General features: G+C 74.2%; 19 protein-coding genes and 1 pseudogene. 13 read left to right on the top strand and 7 right to left on the bottom strand.

Annotation, left to right across the window (positions count from 1 at the left end; genetic code table 11):
- From ACFWYW_RS09940 to ACFWYW_RS09955, 4 genes and pseudogenes are all read right to left on the bottom strand, one after another.
- Positions 1-725: pseudogene (locus ACFWYW_RS09940) on the bottom strand (hypothetical protein); the annotation flags it as partial.
- Positions 726-782: 57 nt separating this feature from the next.
- On the bottom strand, positions 783-2,276 hold the full coding sequence (locus ACFWYW_RS09945; protein WP_379625978.1) for a SagB family peptide dehydrogenase: 1,494 nt from the start codon (positions 2,274-2,276) through the stop codon (positions 783-785).
- A complete protein-coding gene (locus ACFWYW_RS09950) occupies positions 2,273-4,531 on the bottom strand; it encodes a TOMM precursor leader peptide-binding protein (protein ID WP_379625975.1) in 2,259 nt (752 codons plus the stop codon). Before ACFWYW_RS09950 ends, ACFWYW_RS09945 begins: the two co-directional genes overlap by 4 nt.
- Complete coding sequence (locus tag ACFWYW_RS09955) at positions 4,528-4,656, bottom strand: hypothetical protein (RefSeq protein WP_379625973.1); 129 nt, start codon at positions 4,654-4,656, stop codon at positions 4,528-4,530. The genes ACFWYW_RS09950 and ACFWYW_RS09955 overlap by 4 nt, the downstream gene beginning before the upstream one ends.
- A gap of 299 nt (positions 4,657-4,955) precedes the next feature.
- Here ACFWYW_RS09955 and ACFWYW_RS09960 point away from each other — a divergent pair, with 299 nt between their 5' ends.
- Genes ACFWYW_RS09960 through ACFWYW_RS10010 form a run of 11 tightly spaced genes read left to right on the top strand, consistent with a single transcriptional unit; the run spans position 4,956 to position 20,401 of the window.
- On the top strand, positions 4,956-5,588 hold the full coding sequence (locus ACFWYW_RS09960; RefSeq protein ID WP_379625971.1) for a transaldolase family protein: 633 nt from the start codon (positions 4,956-4,958) through the stop codon (positions 5,586-5,588).
- Positions 5,588-6,289: an HAD family hydrolase gene (locus ACFWYW_RS09965; RefSeq protein ID WP_379625969.1), complete on the top strand. Its 702-nt coding sequence runs from the start codon at positions 5,588-5,590 to the stop codon at positions 6,287-6,289. The genes ACFWYW_RS09960 and ACFWYW_RS09965 overlap by 1 nt, the downstream gene beginning before the upstream one ends.
- A 12-nt stretch (positions 6,290-6,301) precedes the next feature.
- Positions 6,302-8,380, top strand: a complete 2,079-nt coding sequence (locus ACFWYW_RS09970) for a class II aldolase/adducin family protein (RefSeq protein ID WP_379625966.1) — start codon at positions 6,302-6,304, stop codon at positions 8,378-8,380.
- Complete coding sequence (locus ACFWYW_RS09975) at positions 8,377-11,817, top strand: DUF4915 domain-containing protein (RefSeq protein WP_379625964.1); 3,441 nt, start codon at positions 8,377-8,379, stop codon at positions 11,815-11,817. The genes ACFWYW_RS09970 and ACFWYW_RS09975 overlap by 4 nt, the downstream gene beginning before the upstream one ends.
- Positions 11,801-13,222, top strand: coding sequence for a glycosyltransferase (locus ACFWYW_RS09980; protein ID WP_379625961.1), 1,422 nt, complete (start codon positions 11,801-11,803; stop codon positions 13,220-13,222). Before ACFWYW_RS09975 ends, ACFWYW_RS09980 begins: the two co-directional genes overlap by 17 nt.
- Positions 13,222-14,196, top strand: a complete 975-nt coding sequence (locus ACFWYW_RS09985) for an aldo/keto reductase (RefSeq protein WP_379625960.1) — start codon at positions 13,222-13,224, stop codon at positions 14,194-14,196. Before ACFWYW_RS09980 ends, ACFWYW_RS09985 begins: the two co-directional genes overlap by 1 nt.
- Entirely contained in the window at positions 14,193-15,752 is a 1,560-nt protein-coding gene (locus tag ACFWYW_RS09990) for an alpha-amylase family glycosyl hydrolase (RefSeq protein WP_379625959.1), read from the top strand. The genes ACFWYW_RS09985 and ACFWYW_RS09990 overlap by 4 nt, the downstream gene beginning before the upstream one ends.
- Positions 15,749-17,032: a D-arabinono-1,4-lactone oxidase gene (locus ACFWYW_RS09995; protein WP_379625958.1), complete on the top strand. Its 1,284-nt coding sequence runs from the start codon at positions 15,749-15,751 to the stop codon at positions 17,030-17,032. The genes ACFWYW_RS09990 and ACFWYW_RS09995 overlap by 4 nt, the downstream gene beginning before the upstream one ends.
- Positions 17,029-18,237 (top strand): MFS transporter, encoded by a 1,209-nt coding sequence (locus ACFWYW_RS10000; protein WP_379625955.1) that lies wholly within the window; start codon positions 17,029-17,031, stop codon positions 18,235-18,237. The genes ACFWYW_RS09995 and ACFWYW_RS10000 overlap by 4 nt, the downstream gene beginning before the upstream one ends.
- A complete protein-coding gene (cysD, locus tag ACFWYW_RS10005) occupies positions 18,234-19,130 on the top strand; it encodes a sulfate adenylyltransferase subunit CysD (RefSeq protein ID WP_379625953.1) in 897 nt (298 codons plus the stop codon). The genes ACFWYW_RS10000 and cysD overlap by 4 nt, the downstream gene beginning before the upstream one ends.
- A gap of 2 nt (positions 19,131-19,132) precedes the next feature.
- The gene (locus tag ACFWYW_RS10010) at positions 19,133-20,401 is read left to right on the top strand and encodes a sulfate adenylyltransferase subunit 1 (RefSeq protein ID WP_379625951.1); all 1,269 of its coding nucleotides are present in this window, start codon (positions 19,133-19,135) and stop codon (positions 20,399-20,401) included.
- Here ACFWYW_RS10010 and ACFWYW_RS10015 read toward each other — a convergent pair.
- Positions 20,388-21,554 carry an epoxide hydrolase family protein gene (locus ACFWYW_RS10015; RefSeq protein ID WP_379625949.1) on the bottom strand — a complete coding sequence of 389 codons (1,167 nt, stop codon included), beginning with the start codon at positions 21,552-21,554 and terminating at the stop codon, positions 20,388-20,390. The genes ACFWYW_RS10010 and ACFWYW_RS10015 overlap by 14 nt on opposite strands.
- Positions 21,555-21,628: 74 nt before the next feature.
- A complete protein-coding gene (locus ACFWYW_RS10020) occupies positions 21,629-22,408 on the bottom strand; it encodes a phytanoyl-CoA dioxygenase family protein (RefSeq protein ID WP_379625947.1) in 780 nt (259 codons plus the stop codon).
- A gap of 56 nt (positions 22,409-22,464) precedes the next feature.
- Between ACFWYW_RS10020 and ACFWYW_RS10025 the strand changes: the two genes are divergently transcribed.
- Positions 22,465-23,571: a helix-turn-helix domain-containing protein gene (locus ACFWYW_RS10025; protein ID WP_379625945.1), complete on the top strand. Its 1,107-nt coding sequence runs from the start codon at positions 22,465-22,467 to the stop codon at positions 23,569-23,571.
- On the opposite strand, the gene ACFWYW_RS10030 is transcribed toward ACFWYW_RS10025, so the two are convergent.
- Entirely contained in the window at positions 23,568-24,065 is a 498-nt protein-coding gene (locus tag ACFWYW_RS10030; protein WP_379625943.1) for a DUF2087 domain-containing protein, read from the bottom strand. The genes ACFWYW_RS10025 and ACFWYW_RS10030 overlap by 4 nt on opposite strands.
- 17 nt (positions 24,066-24,082) lie before the next feature.
- On the opposite strand from ACFWYW_RS10030, the gene ACFWYW_RS10035 reads away from it, so the two are divergent.
- Positions 24,083-24,652, top strand: a complete 570-nt coding sequence (locus tag ACFWYW_RS10035) for a hypothetical protein (RefSeq protein ID WP_379625941.1) — start codon at positions 24,083-24,085, stop codon at positions 24,650-24,652.
- Positions 24,653-24,923: the final 271 nt, after the last annotated feature.

The raw sequence follows: 24,923 nt of genomic DNA on the forward strand, positions 1-24,923 counted from the left end.
TCGGGGGGGGTGCCGGCGGGGGGGGGTTTGGCCCGGCCCCCCCCCCCCCCCGCGGGGGGGGGGGGGGCGGCCCCGCCCCCCCGCGGCCCCCCCCGCCCGATCGTGCGCGTGATCGCGGAGAGGTTGGCGTCCAGCAGGCCGCGCAGGTTCCTGGCGACGCGCAGTTGCTCGCGTACCACGGCCATCCTGGCCAGCTCGCCGCGGGCCGCGTGCGCCTCGGCCACCATGGCCGCCAGCGAGCTGACGCCGTAGACGATCAGGCCGCTCAGCAGCGTGGACTCGGCCAGCCAGAACGCCGTCACGGCCGGTTCGCCGTGCGCGAGCGCCAGCGGCGGGATGCTCGCCCCGACGGCCAGGTAGAGCGCCCAGCGCCACGGCCCTGGCACCATGAGCAGCACCGATCCCGCCAGGAACCCGGCCATCCCGCCCCAGGGCCCCATCCACAGCAACGGCAGGTAGGTGACGACCGCCTGCGCGCCGAGCGTCAGCGACCGCGACCACCACGACCAGGTACGCGGCTCACGCGTCGAGTGCGCGACCTGCAGGGCGACGACCACCGCGAAGCAGGCGGCGAACCCGGCCAGCCCGTCACGGGTGGGGCTCCAGACGACGTTGATGAGCATGTCGAGCGCGAAACCGGCGACCACGGCCAGCGTGATCGCCACCGGACTGCGCGGCAGCCATCGCTCGCCCGCCGAGCCCAACGCGATCCAGGTCGTCCCCATCGGTCCCCCGGGTGTCGTCCTTGATGCACCCCGGCCACGCGCCCTACCCGAACGGCTTCACCCTAACCCGGAGCGCGCCCGCCAGGCCCGGGCCAGCCGCGCCGCCGCCCTGGCCGGCCAGTCGGCGCCGTTGCGCGGACGCCGCTCGCACCGGTCGCCGCCGCGCTCGTCCCGCATGCCGACGGCCAGGGCGGCGAGGCTCGACTCGGCCCGCCAGTCGGTGCCGAGCACCCGGGCCGCGCACTCGATGTCGCCCCCGTCGGCGGGCCGGGAGCGCAGGCCGATGGCGGTGGCCACCAACGACAACGACCGCACCAGCAGGCCGAGGTCCTTGAGCGCGAGCACGTAGCCGAGGCCGCCGTACTTCCACGACAGCCGGCGGAAGCGCGCGGTGACGACGATCAGCAGGGGCGGCGGGCCGGGCAGGTTGGCGGCGATCGCGGCGGCGTCGAGCAGCTCGGCCGGCCCGGCGGTGGTCAGGAGCTCCAGCCGGTGGCCGAGCGGGTCGTAGTGGTAGACGCCGCGGGCCAGGCCGGCGCACCGGTGCACGACCACGTACAGCTCGAACGGGTAGCAGCCGCCGCTGCTCGGGTAGGGGCGCTCGCTCAGCTCGGCCCGCGGCCGGTCGGCCGGCCGGTTCAAGGTACGCACCCGGGCCGTCCGGTAGAGCAGTTCGCCCAGGTCACGTGCGGTCGGCGGCGCGGCGGGGAAACGCGGCTCGCCCGGCCGCGCCTCCAGCACGGCGCTGAGCGGCGGGTCGTGCGCGAGGACCTGCGCCCAGCGGGGCCGGGGGAGCGCGACCACGGGTCCGGCGGCCGGCACCACCACCGGCTCGTCCGGCTCGCGGTCGCCGCCCGGGTAGGTGGCGCCGTAGTCGCCGTCGTGGCGGCCGAGCGTGGTGCGCGTGTGGAACATCAGCTCCAGCGGCGACCAGGAGGCCAGCACCGGGTCCTCGTCCTCGGCGAAGCGGGCGGGCGGCTCGGTGTCCTCGGCCGCCACCACCATCCCGGCCGCGAGCAGATAGCCCAGCAGGTCGGTCAGCGGCGGCGCCGCCACCTCCTCGGGCGGCACGGGCGCGCCCAGGGCCGACAGCAGCCAGACGGCCCGCGGCCCGTGCAGCACCACCCGGTGCAGCGACAGCGGGGACTCCAGCCGGTAGGAGGAGCCGTCGGTCGTGAGCGTCGCGAAGCGCGAGAGCCGTACCGGGCGGCCGGGGGCCGGTTCCACCGGCAGGAAGCGGGCCTGCGGGGTGAGCGGCACCACCGACAGCACGAGTTCGTCCGGGCCGAACCCCATCGAGCGCACCACCATGGCCGGGCAGCACTCCAGCAGCCGGGCCAGCGCCGCGCGGTCGGCCGGGTCGGCCAGCACGTTCTCCAGCCGGATCGGGCCGAGCGTCATCCGCCGCAGCGCCTCGCGGATCGCCGGGCACTGCGGCGGCAGCCGTACGTCGTCCCATCGCCCGTGCAGGGTGAGCCGCCCGGTGTCCTGGTCGGTCTCGACGTGCACGTCCTCGCGGAACGACCACAGCTCCAGCCGGGCGGCCCTCACAGGAACAGCGGGACCGGGTTGAGCCGCTCATAGGGCGTCGGCTCGGCCAGGCGGCCCGCGCGCACCGGCGCGTCGTAGAGGCGGCCGGGGGCGAAGCGGGCCCAGAAGTGCCGCAGGCCGGGCACGACCACCTTCACCACCGGCAGCCCGATGTCGGGGCGGGTCTGGTCGAGGACCAGCACGTCCAGCCCGTGGCTGCGGGCCAGCTCCGTGACCGCCTCGACGTCCGCGCGCAGGTCCGCACGCGGACGGTGCGGGTGGTCGGCGGGCCCGGTCCGCGGCCGTTCAGGATCGGGCAGCAGGTACGGCAGGCCGCCCACCCGGGCCCGCGCCCACCACTCGGCCAGCCGCGGATCCACGGCCCCGTACCCGGCGCCGTCCGGCCGCGAGCCCGCCCCCGAGTCCGCCCCCGAGTCCAGTACCGCGGGCAGTAGCTGGCCGTGCTCGGCCAGCGCCCTGCGCACCGCCACCCGCGGGTCGAAGTGGGCGCCGAAGCCGAACATCACATCCTCCGCCGCCCGGCCGGTGCGCCGCGAGATCGCCGCCATGACGGGCACGCCCAGGTCGGAGGTGAGATCGAGCACCCAGATCTCCCGGTGCAGCTCGCGGTAGCGCGCGGCCAGCCCGGTGATCGCCGGGTCGCCGAAGGCGTGCAGGTCGACGCCCGGATGGCGGGTGCGGTTGTACCACCACTGGGCGACCGCGTCCCGCTCGACCAGTTCCAGGAAGCCCTGGACGAGCGCGTCCTCCAGGCTGGCGCCCGCGGCGTTGCCGTTGGAGTCGGCGCGGGCGAAGACGGGGGCGGCGGCCTGCCGTACGCCGTGGTAGTAGAGCAGTTGGGTGGGCAGCAGGCGTTGCTCGCCGGTGACGAGCGAGCACAGCGGCGTCCACTCCACCGGGGCGTGCTCGTCGAACGGCTCGGGCACGAACTGGCAGTCCATGTGCCCGGCGTTCCAGCGCTCGCGGTCGCGGTACTGGCGCTCGTGGAAGAGCATGACCTCGTTGGGGTGTACGGCCTGCCGTCCCAGGCCGGCGAGGCTGTCGCGGAGCGTGAACTCCTCGCCCAGCCGCGAGCCGCAGTGGCGCTCGACCGCCTCGCACAGCGCGCTGACCCGGGCGTGCAGGTCGGTGGCGCCCTTGCCGCCGCTGTGCCGGCGCAGGCCCGCCCGGATGCCGGGCAGGCCGCCCGCGGCCATGGCGAGGTTGGGGCCCGACAGGTAGCAGTGCAGGAATCCGGGGGCGCGCGGGTCGCGCCTGACCCGCTCGACGACGCCGGTCAGCGGGTCGGCCAGGTGGGCGTAACGCTCCCACATCAGCTCGGGTGCGAGCGCGCGGTGCTCGCCGGCCGCCTTGGGGCGCGAGCGGGGGCGTACCGGCTGGGGCGGTTTCGGTTCCGGGTCGCCGCACGCGGGACACTGCGGGCGCCGGGCCACGGGGTGACGGGCCGATTCCAGGGTCAGGGTGTTGAGCGTCCAGATCGCCCGCTGTCCCGGATGGCGGTGGCCGGCCAGCCACTTGGCCGCTTCGAGTACGGCGGCCTGCAGGCCGATGGCGGTGGTGGCGGGCAGCGAGGTCTCGGGCGGGTGGCACGGCGTGGCGTGGCCGCCGGCGCGCTGCAGATAGGACTCCACCATGCGGCGCCCGCCGAGCCGCGCGGCCAGGCAGGTCAGGCACGGGCCGCGGCCGGGCTCGAAGAACGGGCCGACCCAGACGTCGGCGCCCGTCGGCTTGGCCAGCAGCCACGGCCGGCCCTCGTCGAGGTGGCGGGCGTTGAGCGCGGCCAGCCGGGGGTCGAGGTAGTCGTCGCAGAGAACCAGGGGGAAGGCCGCGGGGCCGCCGAGGACGAGCCCGGCCTCGCGGCACGCGCGGGCCGCGGCGGAGGGGTCCACGTTACCCAGGACCGTCAGCGCCACGGGGCGCGCGGCCAGGCCGGTCGCGACCTCGTCGGCGTCGAGCCCGGCCAGGTCCCAGTAGGCGGCGCGGGCGCCGCCGCAGGCGCCGGAGCGGTAGGCGATCAGGTCGGCGTCGGCCAGGCGGTCCAGCAGGTGGCCCAGGCGGCGGGCCGGCACCTCCGGCGCCAGCTCCCGCTCCAGTTCGCCGACGCTGCGGGTGCCGTTGAGCAGCGGCGCCAGCCGGTCGATGCCGGTGCCCGACAGCGCGATGGCCCCGCGGGCCGAGACCAGGAACACCCCCTCACCGGGGACGGTCTCGGCCCGCAGGTGCCGCTTGAACGCGATCGGCCGGTCGGCGGTCATCGCGCGAAGCCGGACGTGCACCACGTGGGCGCGGCGAAGGCCGGAGCGTCACCGAGGTCCTCGATGACGAGATCGTCCGTCACACCGCAGTCGGCTTCCCATCGTGCGACCACGTCGAATGCCATGATGTCCTCCACTGGTCGGTACGCCAATGGTCCGCCTTTCTCCAAGCCCCGTGAAGTTGCCCGGTCACGGCCGGGACATGAATCTTTCACGGGCGAATTCATGACGAGATCCGTAGGCAGGAACAGCCGCCGCGTAAACACTGGGCGCATCATCGCCACACGATCGGAGAAAGCGCCGTGCGCCAGTTGGTGAAGCGCAGGAAGCCGCGCGGAAAGCAGGCTGAAGCGCTGGATCTCCGCACTCCAACCGGCCGTTCGCTGCCTTATTGAGGTGGCAATTCGTGGTAACGGAATCAGGAATGAATATCTATCTGGATTCAGCCAGCACAGAAGACGCGGAACAGGCCGCCCGGCTCGGATTCGTCGGCGGCGTGACCACCAATCCAACACTCATGCGTAAAGTCACCGGCGATCCGCTGCAGCACGCGAAGGAACTGCTCGCGGCCACGGATTTCCCCGAGTTCTTCTACCAGCCCAGCGGCCTTTACGCGAGCGCGCTGGAAGAGGCCGAGACGGCGTGGTCGCTCGACCCCGACCGGGTCGTGCTGAAGATCCCCGCCACGCCGCGCGGCGCCGCGCTGGCCCGCCACCTGGCCGACAGGAACGTGCCGGTCGCGCTGACCGCCGCCCAGTCGCCGAACGCGATGGCCGTGGCCGAGGCGCTCGGCTGCGTCGCCGTCATCCCCTACCTCGACCGCGCCTGGCGCGACCAGCGGACCCCGAGCGACCTGATCGCCCAGCTCGCCCGCGTGCGCAAGGGGACCACCAGGATCGTCGCTGCGTCGGTGAAGCACGCCGGGCAGTTCGCCGCGGCCTTCGCCGAGGGGGCGGACGCGGTGACGGCGCCGCTGGCCGTACTGGAGGAACTGCTCGCGCACCCGGCGGCGCTCGAGGCCGAGCGCGCCTTCGCGGCGGAGTACGGGGAGGGCTGATGTACGAGGCCGTGCTGTTCGACATGGACGGTGTCGTCGTCGACACCGAGCAGTCGGTGACGGAGTTCTGGCAGCGGCTGGCCCGCGAGGAGGGCTACACGCTCAGCGGGCCCGAGCTGGAACGCCACGTCTTCGGCCACCGCGCCGACCACACACTGCGCAAGCTGTTCCCGCAGATCCCCACGGCCCGCTACGGCGAGGTCTACCGGAGCCTGCGCGAGGACCAGGAGAGCCTGCGCTACCGGGCCATCCCCGGCGCCCGGCGGCTGCTGGCCGAGCTGGCGGCGGCAGGGGTCCCGCTGGCCCTGGTGACCGGCGCGCAGGACTGGAAGGCGGCCGAGGTGCTCGCCCAGCTCGACCTGCGCGACACCTTCGCGGTGCGGATCTGCGCCGACGACGTCTCGCTCGGCAAACCGCACCCGGCCTGCTACGAACTGGCCGCCGAGCGGCTGGGCGCGGCGATCCGCTCCTGCCTGGTCTTCGAGGACGCGGTCAGCGGGGTGAGCGCCGCGGTGAGCGCGGGCGCCGCGTGCGTGGCGCTGGCCGTACCGCAGCGGGCCGGGCAGGTGCTCGGCGCGGGCGCGCGCACGGTCGTACCCGACTTCGGGGAGGTGGCCTTCGACGCCGCCCGGCGCACCCTGCGCGCGGGCGCGCTGGAGTTCGCCTTCGCCCGCCAGAGCCAGCGCCTCGGCGCGTTCTGAGAGGAGCCACGCATGGACCAGCTGTTCACCCCGCCGGTGGACCGGTGGGACGCGGCGCTCACCGGGCGGCTGACCGGCCGCGACGAGGTGCTCCACCGCTCGCACCTGGTCGGATCCGACCCCGCCCTGACCAAGGAGGGCGGCGGCAACTTCTCCGCCAAGGGCGTGGCAGAGGACCACCGGGGCCGTCCCGTCCGGGTGCTGTACATGAGCGCGTGGGGCTGCGACGGCGCCGCCACCACGCCAGAGGACTTCCCCGCCCTGCGCCTGGACGACCTGCTCGTGCTCAGGGACGCCGACCCGCCCGGCGAGCGCGGCATGACCGATTACGCGGCCGACTGCGGCCTGCGGGCCGGCCAGCGCGCTCCCGGCATCGAGACGCTCACCCACGCCTTCATCCCGGCCGCCCACGTCGACCACTGCCACCCCGACGCGGTGATCGCGCTCACGTCCTTCCCCGGCGGCCGGGCGGCGGCCGAGGCGGAGTTCGGGGATGAGGCCATCTGGTTTGACTACCGCCAGTTCGACCTCGGCGTCGCCCGCGAGCTGGCCGGCCGGATCACGGCCCTTCCGCGCTGCAGGTTCGTCCTGCTGGCCAACCATGGCCTGTTCACCTGGGCCGAGACCAGCGAGGCCTGCTACCGCAACTCCCTGGAGGCCGTGCGCAGGGCCGGCGCCGCCGTCGAGCGGGCGATCGGGCGCGCGCCCGACCTGGGCGGCCCCGCCGTACCCACGCTGGATCCCGAGGCCGCCGGCGACCTGCTCGCCGAGATCCTGCCGCCCCTGCGCGGCGCCCTGTCCGCCGGCACGCCCGGCCTCGTCCTGCACGTGGATCGCGGTCCCGCCGCGGCCCGCTTCGCCTCCTCCGCCCGTGGCCCCCGCTGGACGCAGGACGGCCCGAGCTGCCCCGACCACCTCGTCACCGTCGGCTACCGGCCCCTGGTCATGGACCGCACGCCGTCCGGCGCGCACGAGGTGCTGGCCGGGGTCGAACGGCACCGCGCCTGGTACGCCCGCTACTACGACAGCCACGTGCCGCGCGCCGCCCGCGAGCTCGGCATGCGCTCCGACGCGCCCCGCGCGATCCTGCTGCCCGGCCTCGGCGCGCTCACCTGCGGCGCCGACGCCGCCAAGGCGCGGCTGTGCGCCGACCACCTCGCCCAGACCATGACCGTCGTGCGCGCCGCCGACGCGGCGGGCGGCTACGTGTCGCTGAGCGAGGCGCAGGGCGCGGCCGACGAGTACTGGCCGCTCATGCGGCTCAAGCCCCAGCTGCGCGCGCCCGAGGGCACGCTGGCGGGCAAGATCTTCCTGGTCGCCGCCGACGACGCCGCCCGCGCGGGCGAGGTGGGCGCGGCGCTGGCGCGGGCGGGCGCGCACGTGGCCCTCGCCGCCCGCCAGGACACCCACCTCGCCGACCAGGCACGCTCGATCGTGCGCCGGTACGGCGAACGCCGCGCCATCGCCCTCCCGGCCCCCCAAGGCGCCCGGACTCCGGCGACCCAAGGCAGGGCTTCAGCGACCCGCGACCAGGCTCCGGTGACCCGCGACTGGGCGGAGGCGGCGGTCCGCGCGGCGGTGCTGGCCTACGGCGGCTTCGACGCACTGGTCGACATGACCCGCACCGGCGGCCTGGCCAGGGCAGCGCTGCCCGTCCTGACCCGCCAGGGCATGGGCGGCACGATCCTGCTCGCCCACGACGGCTGGCCGCCCGGCGCCCTGGAGGCCGAGGTCCGCGCACTGGAAACCGCCAGAGACGCGCTGGAAAGCACCAGAGATGCAGTGGAAGGCGCCGGAGACGCACTGGAAACAGTCGGAGACGCGCGGGTCGGAGACGTGCGGGAGACCGCCCCAGACGCGCGAGAGATCACCGGAGGCGCGCGGGAGGCCGGCGGGAGCGCGCGCGGCGTCGTGGTCAACGCCGCGATGACCGCGCGGCCCGAGGCCGTGGCCGGCGCCGCCGCCTACCTGGCCGGTGGCGCCCCGTGGACCGGCACGATCCTGCGCCCGCCCGGCGCCCGCCCGCCCGGCCACGACCTGCGCCCGCCCGGCCACGACCTGAACGACATCCTGACAAGGAGCTCCAGATGACCATCGAGAAGCTGACGAGCCTCGCCGGTCTGGTCCCGCAGGGCCAGTACCTGATGGCCTCGTGCTTCGACGCCCACCACACCGTGGGCGGCGGCCTGTTCGCCATCAACGGCGCCGTCGAGGAGATCGACCGCGTCTCCAGCACCGGCCTGTTCGCCGCCGACGGCGTGCTCTTCCGCTGCCTGTGGGCGGCCGAGGGCAGCCCCGCGGAACTGGTCGCCTACGACGAGACCGGCGTGCGCCGCTACCACCGGCTGGACGAGGTCTCCACCCCGCACGACATCGTGGCCGTCGACGACCAGGTGCTCGTCGTGGCCACCACCCAGAACGAGGTCCAGTGCGTCGGCCCCGACGGTCGGATCACGTGGCGCTGGCGCGCTCCCGGCGAGGCCGACAGCTGGCACCTCAACAGCATCGCCCTCGCCGGCGGCCAGATCATGGTCTCCGGGTTCGGGCCGTTCCTGCGCCGCCGGGGCTGGGACGAGAGCGGCAAGCCCGCCACCGGCCAGGTGGTCAGCCTGACCACCGGCGAGCCGGCGCTGCGCGGCCTGCGCGCCCCGCACAACCCCTGGTACGGCGACGGCGTCTGGCTGGTCTGCGACTCGGCGGCCGGTGACCTCGTGGAGCTCGACGGCGAGACCCGCGAGGAGACCAGGCGGCTGGCGCTGCCGGGCTGGCCGCGCGGGCTGGCGGTCACCGGACGCCACCTGTTCGTCGGCCTGAGCCCTCACCGGCACGCCACCGCCTCGGTCGCCACCGCCGCCGTGGCCGTGGTCGACCGCGAGGACTGGAGCGTCACCGGCGTCGTGGAACTTCCCGCCCGCGAGGTCTACGCGCTGGCCCTGGTGCCGGCGCCGCTGGCCGACGGGGCGCGTACCGGGTTCGGCGCCAACCACACGCGTGCCCACGAGCAGGACCAGCGGCGCCAGTTCGAGCGGCTGGGCCGGCGGCCGAGCCGCCTGTGGGCGATCGGCGACCGGCTGCCCGCCGACGCCTGCCGGGCCGAGGTGAGCGCCGTGGAGCCGGAGACCGGCCAGGCCGAGGCGGGCAGCCTGCTCACGGTGGAGTGCCGGGTGCGCAACACCGGGGCCGAGCTGCTGACGCCGGCGCCGCCGTACCCGGTGAGGGTGTTGCACCGCTGGTACGACGCGGACGGGCAGGAGGTCGCCACGCAGCCGATCGCGGCGGCGCTGCCGCGGTCGCTGCCGCCCGAGGCGGTCGGGACCGTGCTCGTGCGGGCCAGGACCCCGGACGCGCCGGGCCGCTACCGGCTGCGCGTCACGCTCGCGCAGGACGGCGGGGTGCCCTTCGACGAGCTCGACCCGGGCTCGGCCGCCGACGTCGCGGTGACGGTCGTGCCCGAGGGCGCCTCCTACGAGGCGCTGGCCGGGTTCGGGATCCACCCCTCAGAGGTACGCGCCGCCCGCGCGGCGGGAACGGTGCCGGAGATGCTGGAGAGGCTGCTGGCACGGCCGAACGGCGGCGTCAACGGCCTGGTCGCCGGGCTGATCGAGGACGCCGGGCGACCGGCGTTCACCCGCGCGCTGGCCGCGGCGCTCGATGCCGCGGAGCCCGCGCTCGCGCACCTGGTCGACGCGGCCGTCCCCGACCGCGCGGACGTGACGCTGACCGGCGCGGAAGCGGTCGGGCTGGCGCTGCGCCGCTCGGGCGTCAGCGTCGCCTTCGCCTACGCGGGCACGTCCGAGCTGGTCATGTGCGACGCGATGGCCCGGCTGGGCCTGCTGGTCAACGGGCGTGGCGACCGCGAGTCGCTCTTCCAGGCCGGTGGCGCGAGCAGGCTGCGGCCCGGCAACGGCGCGGCCGTCCTGCACGGCGCCCGAGGGCTGACGAACGCGCTCGGCGCCCTGGCCGACCTGCGGCGCAACGAGATCGGCACGGTCGCGGTGGTCGGGCTGCCGTCCACCGGCTCGCAGCCTTTCCTGCCGCCGCACGGCGAGCGGGACCTGATGCCGGTGTCGGGGGAGTTCGCCAAGTCCTGGCACGAGCTGCGCGCGGTGCCCAAGGATCCCGAGGAACGGCGGGCCGCCGTGGAGGCCCTGGTCAAGGCGGTACGGCTGGCCGTACACGATGCCAGGACCGCCCCTTACGGACCGGTGCTCGTGGCGCTCCCTCAGGACGTGGCCGAGGCCGCGTGGGTGCCGCTGAGCGCGCTCGACGCCCTCGACGAGGCAGACGACGGGCCGGAGGTGGACTCGGCGGCCCTGGTCACCGCCACCACCCTGCTGGCCGGAGCCGGACGCCCCGCCGTGATCATCGACGACTACGCGCTGCTGCACGACGGCCTGCGCCCCGCGCTCGCGGCCTTCTGCCGGCGCACCGGCGCGCCCGTCCTGCAGGTGAAGTACCGGCGCGGCCCCATGCTGTTCGAGCGCCTCGACGACGGGGAGGTGCCGGACTTCCTCGGCTGGTACGACCCGGCCGATCCCGTCCACCAGGAGGTCCTGGCCCAGGCCGACCTGCTGGTGACCGTCGAGGACCGCAACATGTACCCCCGCGTCGTCGGCGAGCTGCCCACCTGCCGGAAGATCGCGCTGACCTCCAAGCCCGCCGCGGCCGAGAAGAACGGCTACCTGCGCGACGGCGACGCCCTCGTCGCGGGCGACGTGGTGACGGCGCTGCGCGAGCTGACCGCGGCGGCGCCCGGCCGCAACGGATCGGGCCCCTGGTACGCCGACCTGGCCCAGGGCGAGCGCGCCCCGGCCGTCGAGGTGCCGCCGGAGGCCGCCGAGCTGCGCAACGGCGTCGCCCGCGCCATCGGCGACACCGCCGCCCAGCTCGGACAGCAGGTGGTGCTGGTCGACGACAGCCAGATGTTCGGCGGCATGCTCGCCGAGGAGTACGACGCCTTCCCCGCCGGGCTGCGCGTCGCCGGCGGCCACGGCGGCTTCGTCGGCAGCGGCATCACGCTGGCCACGGGCCTGGCCCTGGGCGAGCCCACGGCCAAGGTGCTGTGCTGCCTCGGCGACCAGGGCTTCACCAACAGCATGCAGGGGCTGGTCACCGCCGTGCAGGAGGCGGCCCCGGTGACGTTCCTGGTCTGCAACAACGGCGGCAGCGTCTCGCTGCGCAAGCAGTCGCGCCCGTCCGGCTGGCTCGACGGCGGCCGGCACCGCTACCTCGACAACGCCGCCGGCATGGACTACGTCGCGCTGGCCGACGCCCTCGGCGTCCGCAGCCGCCGCGTCGACCTGAGCGGCTGGCACGACCGCGACCACACCGCGCTGCGCCTGGAGGCCTTCACCAGAACGCTCCAGGCCATGGCGGGACACCCCGGGCCCACGCTCATCGAGCTGGTCCTGCCCGGCGACCCCGAGTTCTGGACCGGGGTCTGGATCAACCAGGGCTTCGAGCAGGCGGGCAAGAAGGCCCGGCCCGAGCGGCGGCCCGTGAAGGTGGGAGGTGACGACCGTGTATGAGGTCCCGCTGCGTGAGGTGCCGCTGGCGCCGTACGAGGAGGTCATGGGGGCGCCGCGCGTCGAGCGGCTGCGGGTCGAGGCCGGCTGGGTCCGGCGGATGCTGGGCGGGCGCACCGTCTGGAACATCAACTCGACCGCCGCGGGCGGCGGCGTCGCCGAACTGCTCCACACGCTGGGCCCGCTGGCCCGCGCCGCCGGGCTGGACGTGCGCTGGCTGGTCATCGACGGCGACGCCGAGTTCTACGCCATCGCCAAACGCCTGGTCTCCCGCCTGTACGGCATCGCCGGCGACGGCGGCCCCCTCGGCCCCGCCGAACTGCTCCACTACCGCCGGGCCGTCGCCGCCAACGCCGAACGGCTGGCCCGCCACATCCACCCGGGCGACTTCGTGATCGTCCACGACGCGCAGCCCGCCGGGCTGATCGAGCGGGTGCGCGAGCGCGGCGCCACCGTGGTCTGGCGCTGCCACATCGGCAGCGACCGGCCCAACGAGCACACCCGCGAAGGCGGCGAGTTCGTCCGCCGCTTCGTCGCGCACGCCGACGCGACCGTCTTCTCCACCCCCGGCCACGTGCCGGACTGGGCGCCGTCGCCGCGGCTCATCGCGCCGTCCGTGGATCCCTGCGGGCCCAAGAACATGGACCTGTCCCCGGACGTGGCCCGCGCCGTCCTCGCCGCCACCGGCATCGTGGCCGGTGACCGCGAGCCGCCGCTGACCGTGCCCGTCCCCATCGGCCCTCCTGCCGAGGTACGGCGGGCCGCCCTGGCCCTGCGCGAAGGCCCGCCGCCCGCGCCCGATCTGCCCATGGTCGTCCAGGTCTCCCGCTGGGACCGGCTCAAGGACATGACCGGCGTCCTGGACGCGTTCATCGCCTCCGGCGTGGACGGCTACCTGACCCTCGCCGGAGCCGACGTCAGCGGCGTGGCCGACGACCCGGAGGCGACCGACGTCTACGAAGAGTGCCGCCGCGTGTGGCACGCGCTGCCCGAGGAGCACCGCCGCCGCTGCCAGCTCCTCTGCCTGCCCATGGACGACCTGCGCGAGAACGCCGTCGTCGTCAACGCGCTCCAGCGGCACGCCACCGTCGTCGTGCAGAAGAGCCTGGCGGAGGGGTTCGGGCTGACCGCCACCGAAGCCATGTGGAAGTCGCGCCCGCTACTGGCCAGCGCCGTCGGCGGACTGCGCGACCAGGTCAAGGACGGCGAGAGCGGCCTGCTGCTGCCCGACCCGCACGACGTGGGCGCCGCCGCCGCGGGCATCCGCCGGCTGTTCGGCGACCACGCCTTCGCCCGCCGCCTCGGCGACAACGCCCGCGCCCGGGTCCACGAGCACTACCTGCCCGACCGGCAGCTCCTGGACTGGATGCGGGTGATCGAGAGCGTCGCCACCGCGAGGGCCGCCTGATGCGCCGGCTGGGGCGCGGCGGGCCGTACGTGGGTGAGCTCGGGCTGGGCTGCATGGGGATGTCGCAGTTCTACGGCGCCTTCGACGACGCCGAGTCGGTCCGCGTCATCCACCGCGCGCTCGACCTCGGCGTGAACCTGCTCGACACCGCCGACATGTACGGCCCCTACACCAACGAGAAGCTGATCGGCCGGGCGATCCGCGGCCGGCGCGACCAGGTGGTGATCGCCACCAAGTTCGGCAACGTCAAGGGACCCGACGGGCGGGTCGTCGGCGTCGACGGGCGGCCCGAGTACGTGCGCCGCTCCTGCGACGGTTCGCTGCGCCGCCTCGGCGTCGACCACCTCGACGTGTACTGCCAGCACCGCGTGGACACCTCCCTGCCCGTCGAGGAGACCTGGGGCGCGCTGGCCGAGCTGGTCGCCGAGGGAAAGGTGCGGTATCTGGCCATCTCGGAGGCGGCGCCGGAGACGGTGAAGCGGGCCCACGCGGTGCATCCGGTCAGCGCGGTGCAGACCGAGTACTCGCTGGTCAGCCGGGATCCGGAGGAGGAGCTGCTGGGAGTGCTGCGCGCGCTCGGCATCGGCTTCATGGCTTACGCGCCGCTGGGCAGGGGCCTGCTGACCGGCCGGGTGAGCAGGACCGACGACCTGCCGGCCGGCGACTTCCGGCGTACGCTGCCGCGCTTCCAGCCGGGCAATCTCGCCCGCAACGCCGATCTGGCCGGGCGGATCGCCGGGCTGGCGCGGGCGCGCGGGGTGAGCCTGGCCCAGCTCGCGCTGGCCTGGCTGCTGGACCGGGGCCCCGACATCGTCCCCATCCCCGGCACCAAGACCCGCGCCCGGCTGGAGGAGAACCTGGCCGCCGCCGCGCTCGACCTGACCCCCGCCGAGCGGGCGGCCCTGGACGAGCTGGCGCCGCCGGGCAGTGCCGCCGGGGCCCGCTATCCCGACATGTCCGGAGTGAACCTATGAACGCATGGTGGCGGGAGGCCGTCCTGTACCAGGTCTACCCGCGCAGCTTCGCCGACTCCGACGGCGACGGGATCGGCGACCTGCCCGGCGCCATCGCCCGGCTCGGCCACATCCGCGAGCTCGGCGCCGACGCCGTCTGGCTGTCGCCGTTCTACCCGTCGCCGCTGGCCGACTTCGGCTACGACATCAGCGACTACGAGGCCGTCGACCCCGTCTACGGCACGCTCGCCGACTTCGACGAGCTGGTCGGCCGGGCCCACGAGCTGGGCCTGCGGGTGCTGATCGACCTGGTCATGAACCACACCTCCGCCGAGCATCCGTGGTTCGCCGAGTCGCGGGCCGGCCGTACCTCGCCCAAACGCGACTGGTACATCTGGGCCGACCCGAGCGAGGCGGGCGGCCCGCCCAACAACTGGCTCAGCGCCTTCGAGACGTGCGGGCCCGCCTGGACCCTCGACGAGCGCACCGGCCAGTGCTACCTGCACAGCTTCACCCCCGGCCAGCCCGACCTCAACTGGCGCAACCCCGAGGTGCGCGCCGCCATGCAGAAGGTGTGGCGGTTCTGGCTGGACCGCGGCGTGGACGGCTTCCGCGTGGACGTCGCCCACCGGCTGCTCAAGGACGCCGAGCTGCGCGACAACCCGGCCGAGCTGGCCCATGCCAGGCGGCACGTGTCCCATCCCGGGCTGCGCATGCGCAACCTCGACCTGCCCGAGACCCAGGAGGTGCTGCGCGAGCTGCGCCGTACGCTCGACTCCTACGGCGGGCGGGTCGCGCTCGGCGAGGTGCCCATCACCGACGACCGGCGGCTGGCCGCCTACTTCGGCGGAGACGGCCTGCACACCGCCTTCCACGTCGCCTTCTGGGAGCAGCCGTGGCGGGCCGCGGCCTTCCGCGAGACCGTCGACCGGCTGGCGGAACTGGCCGGGCCCGGGGCGCTGCCCACGTACGCGCTGGCCACCCACGACATCTCCCGCGCCGCCACCCGCTTCGGCGCCGGCCCCCGGCTACGGGTGGCCGCGACGATGGCGCTCACGCTGCGCGGCGTGCCGTGCGTCTACTACGGCGACGAGATCGGCATGGCCGACGCCCCACCGGGCCGGGCGCTCGACGTGGACGGCCGCGACGGCACCCGGGCGCCGCTGCGGTGGGACGCCTCCGGCTCCGGCTTCACCACCGGCCGGCCCTGGCTGCCGCTCGGTCCCGCCGAGGTCAACGTGGCCGCGCAGCGCGAGGACCCCGGCTCGCTGCTCACGCTCTACCGGCGCCTGATCGCGCTGCGGCGGGCGAGCCCGGCGCTGCGGGCGGGGGAGTACCGATCGATCGAGGCCGGGCCGGACGTCTACGCCTACCTGCGCTCGGCTCCCGGCGAGCGGATGCTCGTCGCGCTGAACTTCTCCTCCCGCCTGGTCGCCTTCACCCCGCGGGCGCTGCCCGCCGACGGCCGGGCCGAGCTGTCCACGGGCAAGCGCCTGACCGGCACGCGGGTCAGCCTGGCGCCGCTCACGCTGGCCCCGGACGAGGGCCTCGTCGTGCGTCTGGAGGAGCCGTCATGACCAGCACCTGGGCGGCGGCCCTGGCACGCAACTGGGCGGGCAACGTCGGCTACACCTGCGCCGAGCTGCGCTGTCCCGCCTCGCTCGCCGAACTGCGCGCGCTCGTGGCACGCAGCCCCCGGGTACGCGCCCTGGGCACCCGCCACTCCTTCAACGACCTGGCCGACTCGCCCGGCGTGCTCGTCTCGGTCGCCGGGCTGCCCCAGGAGGTCGAGATCGACTCCGCGCGGGCCCAGGCCAAGGTGCCCGCGGGCATGCGCTACGCCGAACTCGCCCGCCGCATCGACGCCGAGGGCTTCGCCCTGCCGAACCTCGGCTCGCTGCCGCACATCTCCGTCGCCGGCGCCTGCGCCACGGCCACCCACGGCTCCGGCGTGCGCAACGGCTGCCTGTCCACGTCGGTGGCGGGCCTGGAGCTGGTGGGCGCCGACGGCGAGATGACCGAGGTCACGCGGGGGCAGGACGGCTTCGACGGGATGGTCGTCGGGCTGGGCGCGCTCGGCGTCGTCACCCGCCTCACGCTCGACCTCGTGCCCGCCTTCGACGTGCGGCAGCGGGTCTACGAGAACCTGCCGCTGGAGGTGCTGGACGACCACTTCGACGAGCTGGTCCGGGGCGCGTACAGCGTGTGCCTGTTCACCGGCTGGCGGGCGCCGCGCCTGACGCAGGTCTGGGTGATCGAGCGTACCGACGAGCCGGACTCCGGCCTGGTGCGGCGGCCGTGGTTCACCGCCACGCCCGCCCCGGCTCCGCGTCACCCCGTCGCCGGTTTCCCGGCCGCGAGCTGCACCGAGCAGCTCGGCGTCCCCGGCAAGTGGTACGAGCGGCTGCCCCACTTCCGCCCCGAGGCGGAACCGAGCAGCGCTGGCGACGAGCTGCACTCGGAGTACATGGTCGCCAGGAGCGACGCCGTCGCCGCGCTGCGCGCACTGGAACGCGAGCGCGAACGGATCGTCCAGGTGCTGCAGATCTGCGAGGTACGCACCGTCGCCGCCGACCGGCTGTGGATGAGCCCCTTCTACGGCGAGGACTCGGTGAGCATCCACTTCACCTGGACCGCCGACACCCGGGCGGTACTACCGGTGGTGCGCCTGGTCGAGCGGGCCCTGGCCCCGTTCAGGCCCCGGCCGCACTGGGGGAAGATCTTCACCGCCGCCCCCGAGCTGCTGCGCTCGCGCTACCCGAGATCGGCGGCGTTCGCCGCGCTGGTGCGCGCCTACGACCCGGGCGGCAAGTTCGGCAACTCCTTCCTGGACCGCTACGTGCTGGAGGAGCCATGACCACCACCCAGAGCCCCCCTCGGGGTGAGCCGACCCTGACCCGGCTGCGCGCGGCGACCACGCTGTTCTTCGCGCTCGGCGGGTTCCTGTTCGCCGGCTGGGCCGTACGCATCCCGGCGCTCAAGGAGCAGGTCGGCGCCTCACCGGGGCCGCTCGGCCTGGCGCTGCTGTGCATGACCGGCTCGGCGGTGCTCACGATGGCCGTGACCGGCGGGCTGTGCCGGCGCTTCGGCAGCAGGCAGGTCACGATCGCGGCCGCCGCGCTGCTGTCGGTCAGCGTGGTGCTGCCCGCGCTCACGCACTCGGCGCCCGTCCTCGGCCTGTCGCTGATCGTCTTCGGCATCGCCTACGGCGGCATCGACGTGGCCGCCAACAGCGTGGCGGTCGACGTGATCGCCGCGCTGCGCCGTCCCGTCATGCCGGGCTTCCACGCCGCCAACAGCTTCGGCAGCCTGGCCGGCGCGGCGCTCGGCGGCGTGCTCGCCCCGCACCTGACGCCGCTGCCGCACATGCTGCTGCTCCTGCCGGCCGGCCTGGCCGCCACGCTGATCGGCGGGCGCATGCTCATGGCGCTGCCCCTGCCCGCCGCGCCCGCCCCGGCGCGGGAGGCCGGTGCGGGCTCCCTCGCGCGGCGCGTCAGCGTGCCGGTCGTCGTCTTCGGCCTGATCGGCCTGTTCGCCGCCTACAGCCAGGGCGCGCTCGACAACTGGATGCCGCTGCACCTCAGCGAGGACATCGGCGCCAGCCAGGCCGTCGCGGCGGCCGGATACGCGGTCATCCAGCTCACGATGGGCTTCATGCGCCTGGTCGGCAGCAGGCTGCTCGAACGCCTCGGCCCCACCCGCGTCGTCGTCACCGGCGGCCTGGTCGCCTGCGCCGGGACGCTCGTGGCCGCCCAGACGCACTCCGTGCCCATCGCGTTCGCCGCCCTGGTCGCGACCGGGCTCGGCCTGGCCAACATCTTCCCGACCGCCATGGCCCAGGCCGGCGCGGCGGGCGGCCCCGGCGGCATCGCCCTGGCCGCCACGCTCGGCTACTGCGGCATCCTCGTCGCGCCGCCGTCCATCGGCCTGCTGGCCGACGCGTTCGGCCTGCCCGCGGGCCTGTCCCTGATCGCGCTCGCCGCCGCGCTCGCCGCGCTGGTCTCCTGGCCCGCGCGTTCCCTCGCCACGGTACGGCCCGCCGGCCGAAGGGGTCCGACATGATCACCCAGCTCGACCTGCTCGAATCGGAGTCCATCCAGATCATCCGCGAGATCGCGGCCGAGCTGGAACGCCCGGTGCTGCTGTTCTCCGGCGGCAAGGACAGCGTCGTCCTGCTGCGCCTGGCCGAGAAGGCGTTCCGCCCCGCCCCGATCCCGTTCCCGGTGATGCACGTGGACACCGGCCACAACTTCCCCGAGGTGATCGACTTCCGCGACCGCCGCGTGGCCGCGCTGGGCGTACGGCTGATCGTGGCGTCGGTCCAGGACAGCATCGACCGCGGCCGGGTGAGCGAGGAACACGGCCGGCACGCCTCGCGCAACCGGCTGCAGACCACCACGCTGCTCGACGCGATCGCCGAGCACCGCTTCGACGCCGTCTTCGCCGGGGCGCGCCGCGACGAGGAGAAGGCGCGGGCCAAGGAGCGGGTGGTCTCCTTCCGCGACGACTTCGGCCAGTGGGACCCCAAGAACCAGCGGCCCGAGCTGTGGAACCTGTTCAACACCCGCATCCGCCCCGGCGAGCACGTGCGGGTCTTCCCGCTGTCGAACTGGACCGAGCTGGACGTGTGGCACTACCTGCGCCGCGAGGCGCTGGACCTGCCCTCGATCTACTTCGCGCACGTCAGGACCGTCTTCGAGCGCGACGGCATGCTGCTCGACGACAACCCGCACGCCCATCGCGACCCCGCCGAGCGGGCCTACGCCGCGACCGTGCGCTTCCGCACCGTCGGCGACGCCTCGTGCACCGGCGCGATCGCCTCCACCGCGGCCACGACGGACGCGGTGATCGAGGAACTGAAGACCACCCGCGTCACCGAGCGGGGCCAGACCAGGGCCGACGACCGCACCGGCGAGTCGGCGATGGAGGACCGCAAGAAGGAGGGTTACTTCTAGCCATGCATCCCACCGAGAGCACCGACGTCCTGCGCCTGGCCACGGCGGGCTCGGTGGACGACGGCAAGTCCACCCTGATCGGCCGCCTCCTGTACGACTCCAAGGCGATCTTCGAAGACCAGCTCGAAGCCGTCGAGCGCACCAGCGCCCGGCGCGGCGAGGAGCACGCGAACCTGGCGCTGCTGACCGACGGCCTGCGGGCCGAGCGCGAGCAGGGCATCACGATCGACGTGGCCTACCGCTACTTCGCCACGCCCCGCCGCTCGTTCATCGTCGCCGACACCCCGGGCCACATCCAGTACACGCGCAACATGGTCACCGGCGCCTCCACCGCCGACCTGGCCGTCATCCTCGTCGACGCGCGCAAGGGCGTGCTGGAGCAGTCGCGCCGGCACGCGTTCCTGGCCACGTTGCTGCGGGTGCCGCACCTGGTGGTCGCGGTCAACAAGATGGACCTGGTCGGCCACTCCGAGCGGCGCTTCGAGGAGATCCGCGCGGAGTTCACCGCGTTCGCCGCCAAGCTCGACATCGGCGACCTGGCCTTCGTTCCGGTCAGCGCCCTGCACGGCGACAACGTGGTCGAGTCCGGCCCGAACATGCCCTGGTACGACGGTCCTTCGCTGCTGCGCCACCTGGAGCACGTGCACGTCGCCTCCGACCGCAACCTCATCGACGTGCGCTTCCCCGTCCAGTGCGTGATCCGCCCGCACACCGCGGAACACCACGACTTCCGCGGCTACGCGGGCCAGGTGGCCAGCGGCGTGCTCAGGCCCGGCGACGAGGTCCTCCACCTGCCCTCGGGGCTGACCACCACGATCACCGGCATCACCGGCCCCCGCGGCCCGGTGGCCGAGGCGCGCCCGCCGATGTCGGTCACGTTGCTGCTGGGCGACGAGATCGACGTCTCCCGCGGCGACATGATCTGCCGGCCGAACAACCGCCCGGCACCCGTCCAGGACCTTCAGGCGATGGTCTGCTGGATGGCCGCCGACCGTCCCCTCGCGCCCGGCACGCGGCTGCTGGTCAAGCACACGAGCGCCACCGCCCGCGCCGTGGTCGAAGACGTGCGCTACCGCCTCGACGTCAACACCCTGCACCGCGACGAACTGGCCGGGTCGCTGCGGCTCAACGAGATCGGCCGGGTCCGCCTGCGCGTCACCCGCCCCCTGTTCCTCGACGGCTACGACCGCAACCGGGTGACCGGCGCGTTCATCCTCATCGACGAGGCCACCAACGCCACCGCCGGAGCGGGCCTGGTCATCGGTCCCTGACCAGCCGGAAGAACGAGCGCACCTCGCCGACGAACAGCTCCGGCCGCTCCATCGCGGCGAAGTGGCCGCCCCTGGGCGGCTCGCTCCAGTAGCGGATGTCGGTGAAGCGGCGCGCCGCCCAGCGCCGCGAGGGGCGCGGCATCTCCTTCGGGAAGACCGTGCAGCCCGCGGGTGCCGTCACGACGTCCGCGCCCGGCTCGCTGAACCACCTCTGAACCTGCCGGATGCTCTCCCAGTACAGGCGCGCCGAGGAGGCCGCGGTGCCGGTCAGCCAGTAGAGCGTGACGTTGTCCAGCAGCTCGTCGCGGCTGATCACGCTCTCCAGGTCGCCGTCATGGTCGGACCACGCCCAGAACTTCTCCGCGATCCACGCGCACAGCGCGGCGGGGGAGTCGGTCAGGCCGTAGCCGAGCGTCTGCGGGCGGGTGGACTGCTCGGCCGAGTAACCGTCCTCCCACCGCCTGGCGTGCTCCATCGCCTCCAGCGACGCGCGCTCGGCCGCCGTCAGGTCGCCGAAGGTGTCCGGGTCCGGCGGGGCGAGCGGGGGCACGAGGTGGATGCCGGCCACGTGGGCCGGGTCGTACCGGCCGAGCAGGGCGGTGACGCTGGTGCCCCAGTCGTGGCCCTGCGCGCCGTAACGGTGGTAGCCCAGGCGGGCCATCAGCTCCGCCCACGCCTGGGCGATGCGCTCGATGCCCCAGCCCGGTTTGGACGGGCGGTCGCTGAAGCCGTAGCCGGGCAAGGACGGGCAGACCACGTGGAAGGCGTCCCCGGGCTGCCCGCCGTACGCGACCGGGTCGGTCAGCGGGCCGATGACCTTCAGGAACTCCAGTACCGAGCCGGGCCAGCCGTGCGTCATCACCAGCGGCAGCGCCCCCGGGTACGGCGAGCGGGCGTGCAGGAAGTGGATGCCCAGCCCGTCCACCTCCGTACGGAACTGCGGCACCGCGTTGAGCCGCGCCTCCGCCCGCCGCCAGTCGTGCTCGTGCTCCCAGTAGGCGCACAGGTCGCGCAGGTAGGCCAGCGGGACGCCCTGCGACCGGTCGGTCACGGTCTCGGCCTCGGGCCAGCGGGTACGGCGCAGCCGTACCCTCAGGTCGGTCAGATCGGCCTCGGGGACCTCGGCGAGGAACGGCCGCACGTCGGCGCTCACGCTGGCCTGTCCTCCTCCGGCACGGTGACCCCTTCATACTGCACAGACCGGGCACCGCTCGCCAGACGGCACGCCTAGTGCGGTCCCGATGCCTCCGTGCCGCACGGCCCGCCGCCCTCGGCGGCCGGGAGCGGGTGGGGCGCGCCCGCCATCGTGAGCGTCGGGTAGTAGGCGGCGATGCGCTCGGCCGAACGGCCCGCGTAATGGAAGATGAGGCTGCGGCGGAAGCGGTCGGCCGTGGCGTTCGGGCCGGAGCCGTGCACGAGGCTGCCGTTGAAGAACAGCACGTCGCCCGGCTCCATGTCGACGGGCGCGCGCTCCAGGCCGGGCGGCGGCGGGACGTACTCGCGGGTAAAGGAGAGGGACGGGTCCGCGTCCTCGGGGCAGAACAGGTCCATCTTGTGCGTACCGGGCACGACTTCCAGGCCGCCGTTGGCCCGGTCGACCCGGTCCACGGCGATCCAGGCAGCCACGCAGGTGCCCGGCTCGACGCGCAGATAGAAGTTGTCCTGATGCAACGCCTGCCCGCGGGCCCCGGGCGGCTTGAAGTAGAACATGCTCTGGGCTGCTATCGGCTCCTCCTCAAGTAGCTCCCGCAGGACGGCGGCGATCCTGGCGTCCAGGAGGTAGCGCAGCGCGACGTCGTTGATCTGGTGCGGCTGCATGATGCGCGGATAGGCCCGCAACCCGTCGTACGGCAGGCCGGGTTCCTGTGGCTTCGGCGAGAAATGACCAGGAACGGGGCCCGCGGCGTGCAGGCGCGTGAACTCCTCCCGCAGCAGATCCGCCTCGTGCGGGGCCAGCATGCCGCGGACGACGATGTAGCCCTGGTCGTGGAAAACCTTGGTGTCCATGCCTTCGAGCCTAAGAAGGCGGGCTGTGGGAGGGTATGCCGGTGAGCGCCGACGACATGTCTGTTCCTGCTGCCGAGCTCGTCATCGTGGGCCACTACGACAAGGGGCCCGGCTACGCCACGCGGCGCCCGTCGGGTTCGCCGAGCTGGCTGCTGATGTGGACGCAGGAGGGGGCGGGGCTGGTCGAGCAGGGCGGGGCGGCGCTCACGGCGGGCGCGGGCGACCTCGTGGTGCTGGCCTCACGGGCGGCGCACCACTACCGGACGGCGGGGGAGCGCTGGCGGTTCTGGTGGGCGCACTTCCAGCCGAGACCGTCCTGGGTGACCTGGCTACGCCCCTACGCCCTCTCACCCGGCTGCCACCTCGCCCCCGCCCCCCACCTCACCGCAACCACCCACCCCGCCCCGGACACCACCCTTGGGCCTGGCGTCAACCTTCCGCCCGGCAGTGTCACCCCCGGCAGACTGGGACCGCCGTCGGCTGAGTCTCCGTCGTTGTCCGGCCGGATCGAGCAGGCGTTCCTGCGGGCGCACGCCTATGCCCGCTGGAGCGGCCGGGGTGTGCCGCCGGAGCCGGGGGAGACGTCCCGCCCGGTGGCGGCCATGGCGGAGCGGGCCCGCGAGCTCGTGCTGGGCGCGGTGGAAGAGATCCTCCTCCTGGCGACGGCCGCCCCGGACACCTTCGGACCGGACCCAGACGACGGCGAGAACGGCCCGAGCCCACGGGGCGTGAGCGCGTCTGGTGCGGGTGGGTTGAGCGGGGCGGGACCGGGCGGGGTGCGTGGGGCAGGACTGAGTGGGGTGCGTGGGGCGGGAGCGGGTGGGTTGAGCGGGGCGGGTGTGGATCGGAGGGTGGCGCGGGCGCTGGAGCTGATCGCCGCGGAACCAGGCGCCCCGCACACCGTCACGTCGCTGGCGGCGGCCGTGGCGCTGTCGCCCTCCCGCTTCGCCCACGTGTTCGCCGAGCGCACCGGCCGCACCCCCATGCGTACGGTACGGGCCGCCAGGCTGGCCCACGCCGCCCAGCTCCTGGAAGCCACCGACCTGGACATCGGCCAGGTGGCGGCGGCCTGCGGCTTCGTCAGCCCCTTCCACTTCAGCCGCACCTTCGCCCAGGAGTACGGCCTGCCACCCCGCGCCTACCGCCACCGCCTGAACGCCTAGAGCTCGACCGGCCCGCCACTGCGCCAGTACACGTTGCCCTCCCGCGACAACAGATCCGCGTCGACCAGATACCGCCGCAAAGCCGCGTAGTCATCGTGAAAAGCCCGCAACGCCACGTTCACGTCCTTCTCCGCGTACCGCACACCCGGCTCGAACACCCGCACGATGTACCGCAGCACCACCAGCCGCTTCTCGTGCTTCATCGGCATCGTCTGCAGCCGCCCCTCCACCAGGAACGTCTGCAGCACCCGCTCCTCCTCGCTCAGCCGCGGCGAGGGCTCGGCCAGCGCCTTCAGCAGCTCACGGAAGCGCTCCGGCCGCGCCCGCCACCGCCCCTCCTCATCCGGTACGGCCAGCCCGCCCGCCCGCAACCTCTCCAGCACCTTCGGGGAAAGCCCGGCGGCACCGGTGTCCAGCACCAGCGCCGAGAAGGCCCGCAGGGTGTCGTCCTGAGCCAGCAACCCGAGAACCCGCTTGACGTCGTCGTCGCTCATTCCCCCTATTTTGAACCATGCTGAAGACGATCCTCGTCGCCTCCGTCATCGCCGGAGCGATCCCCCAGGGCTTCCTGCTGTACGAGAAGGACGCCGCGAAGAAGGACAAGAACCCCGAGACCAGCTGGGCGGTCAGCACGAAGAAGACCGCCAAATCCGTCGTGAACCCCTGCGACCGCGCCGCCCTCGGCCAGGCCGGCCGTACCTCCGCGAAGACGATCATCTACACGGCCGTCCCCGACTACTCCAAATCGGAACAGGTGATCCTCTACACCAACGCCGCGTCCGCCGGCGCCGCCCTGGCGGGCATCAAGAGCGCGGCCGCCTCCTGCGGCACGAAGGGCTACCGGTTCGCCGCCCGCGCGGTGAAGCTCGGCGACGCCGCCCTCGCGATCACCGGCCAGAGCTACTACAAGGGCAAGCCCGCGGTCGGCGGCGAGCGCGCGATCGTGGTCCGCCGGGCCAACGCGCTCATCGTGTACACGCAGGCAGGGGAGTGGGGCAAACCCGCCACGGCCGACTTCACCCGGCAGACCCAGGACGCCAAGCGCATGCTGGCCAAGGTCTGCCGGATCGCCTCGTGCTGAATGTCTCGATCTTGAGACATTGTCATGACACGACGGCGAACCTCGTGACCGGACACTAGAGGAAGAGGCGTGTGCCGGGGCGCCCTTGCCAGTCCGTCCCGGCGCACGGCTTAACCATCCCCCCGCAGCGGCCACCCCGTCCACCACGCACCCGGCCAAAGCCCTCACCAGATCTCAGGGCTCCCGCTCGGGTCGTGCGCTCCCCCGGAACAGCGCCGCCTCCTCGGTGCTCACCGCATCTCCGGCGATCCAAGCGCCGCCTCCACGGGCC

It is taken from the genome of Nonomuraea sp. NPDC059023 (assembly GCF_042740095.1).
Lineage (GTDB): Bacteria > Actinomycetota > Actinomycetes > Streptosporangiales > Streptosporangiaceae > Nonomuraea.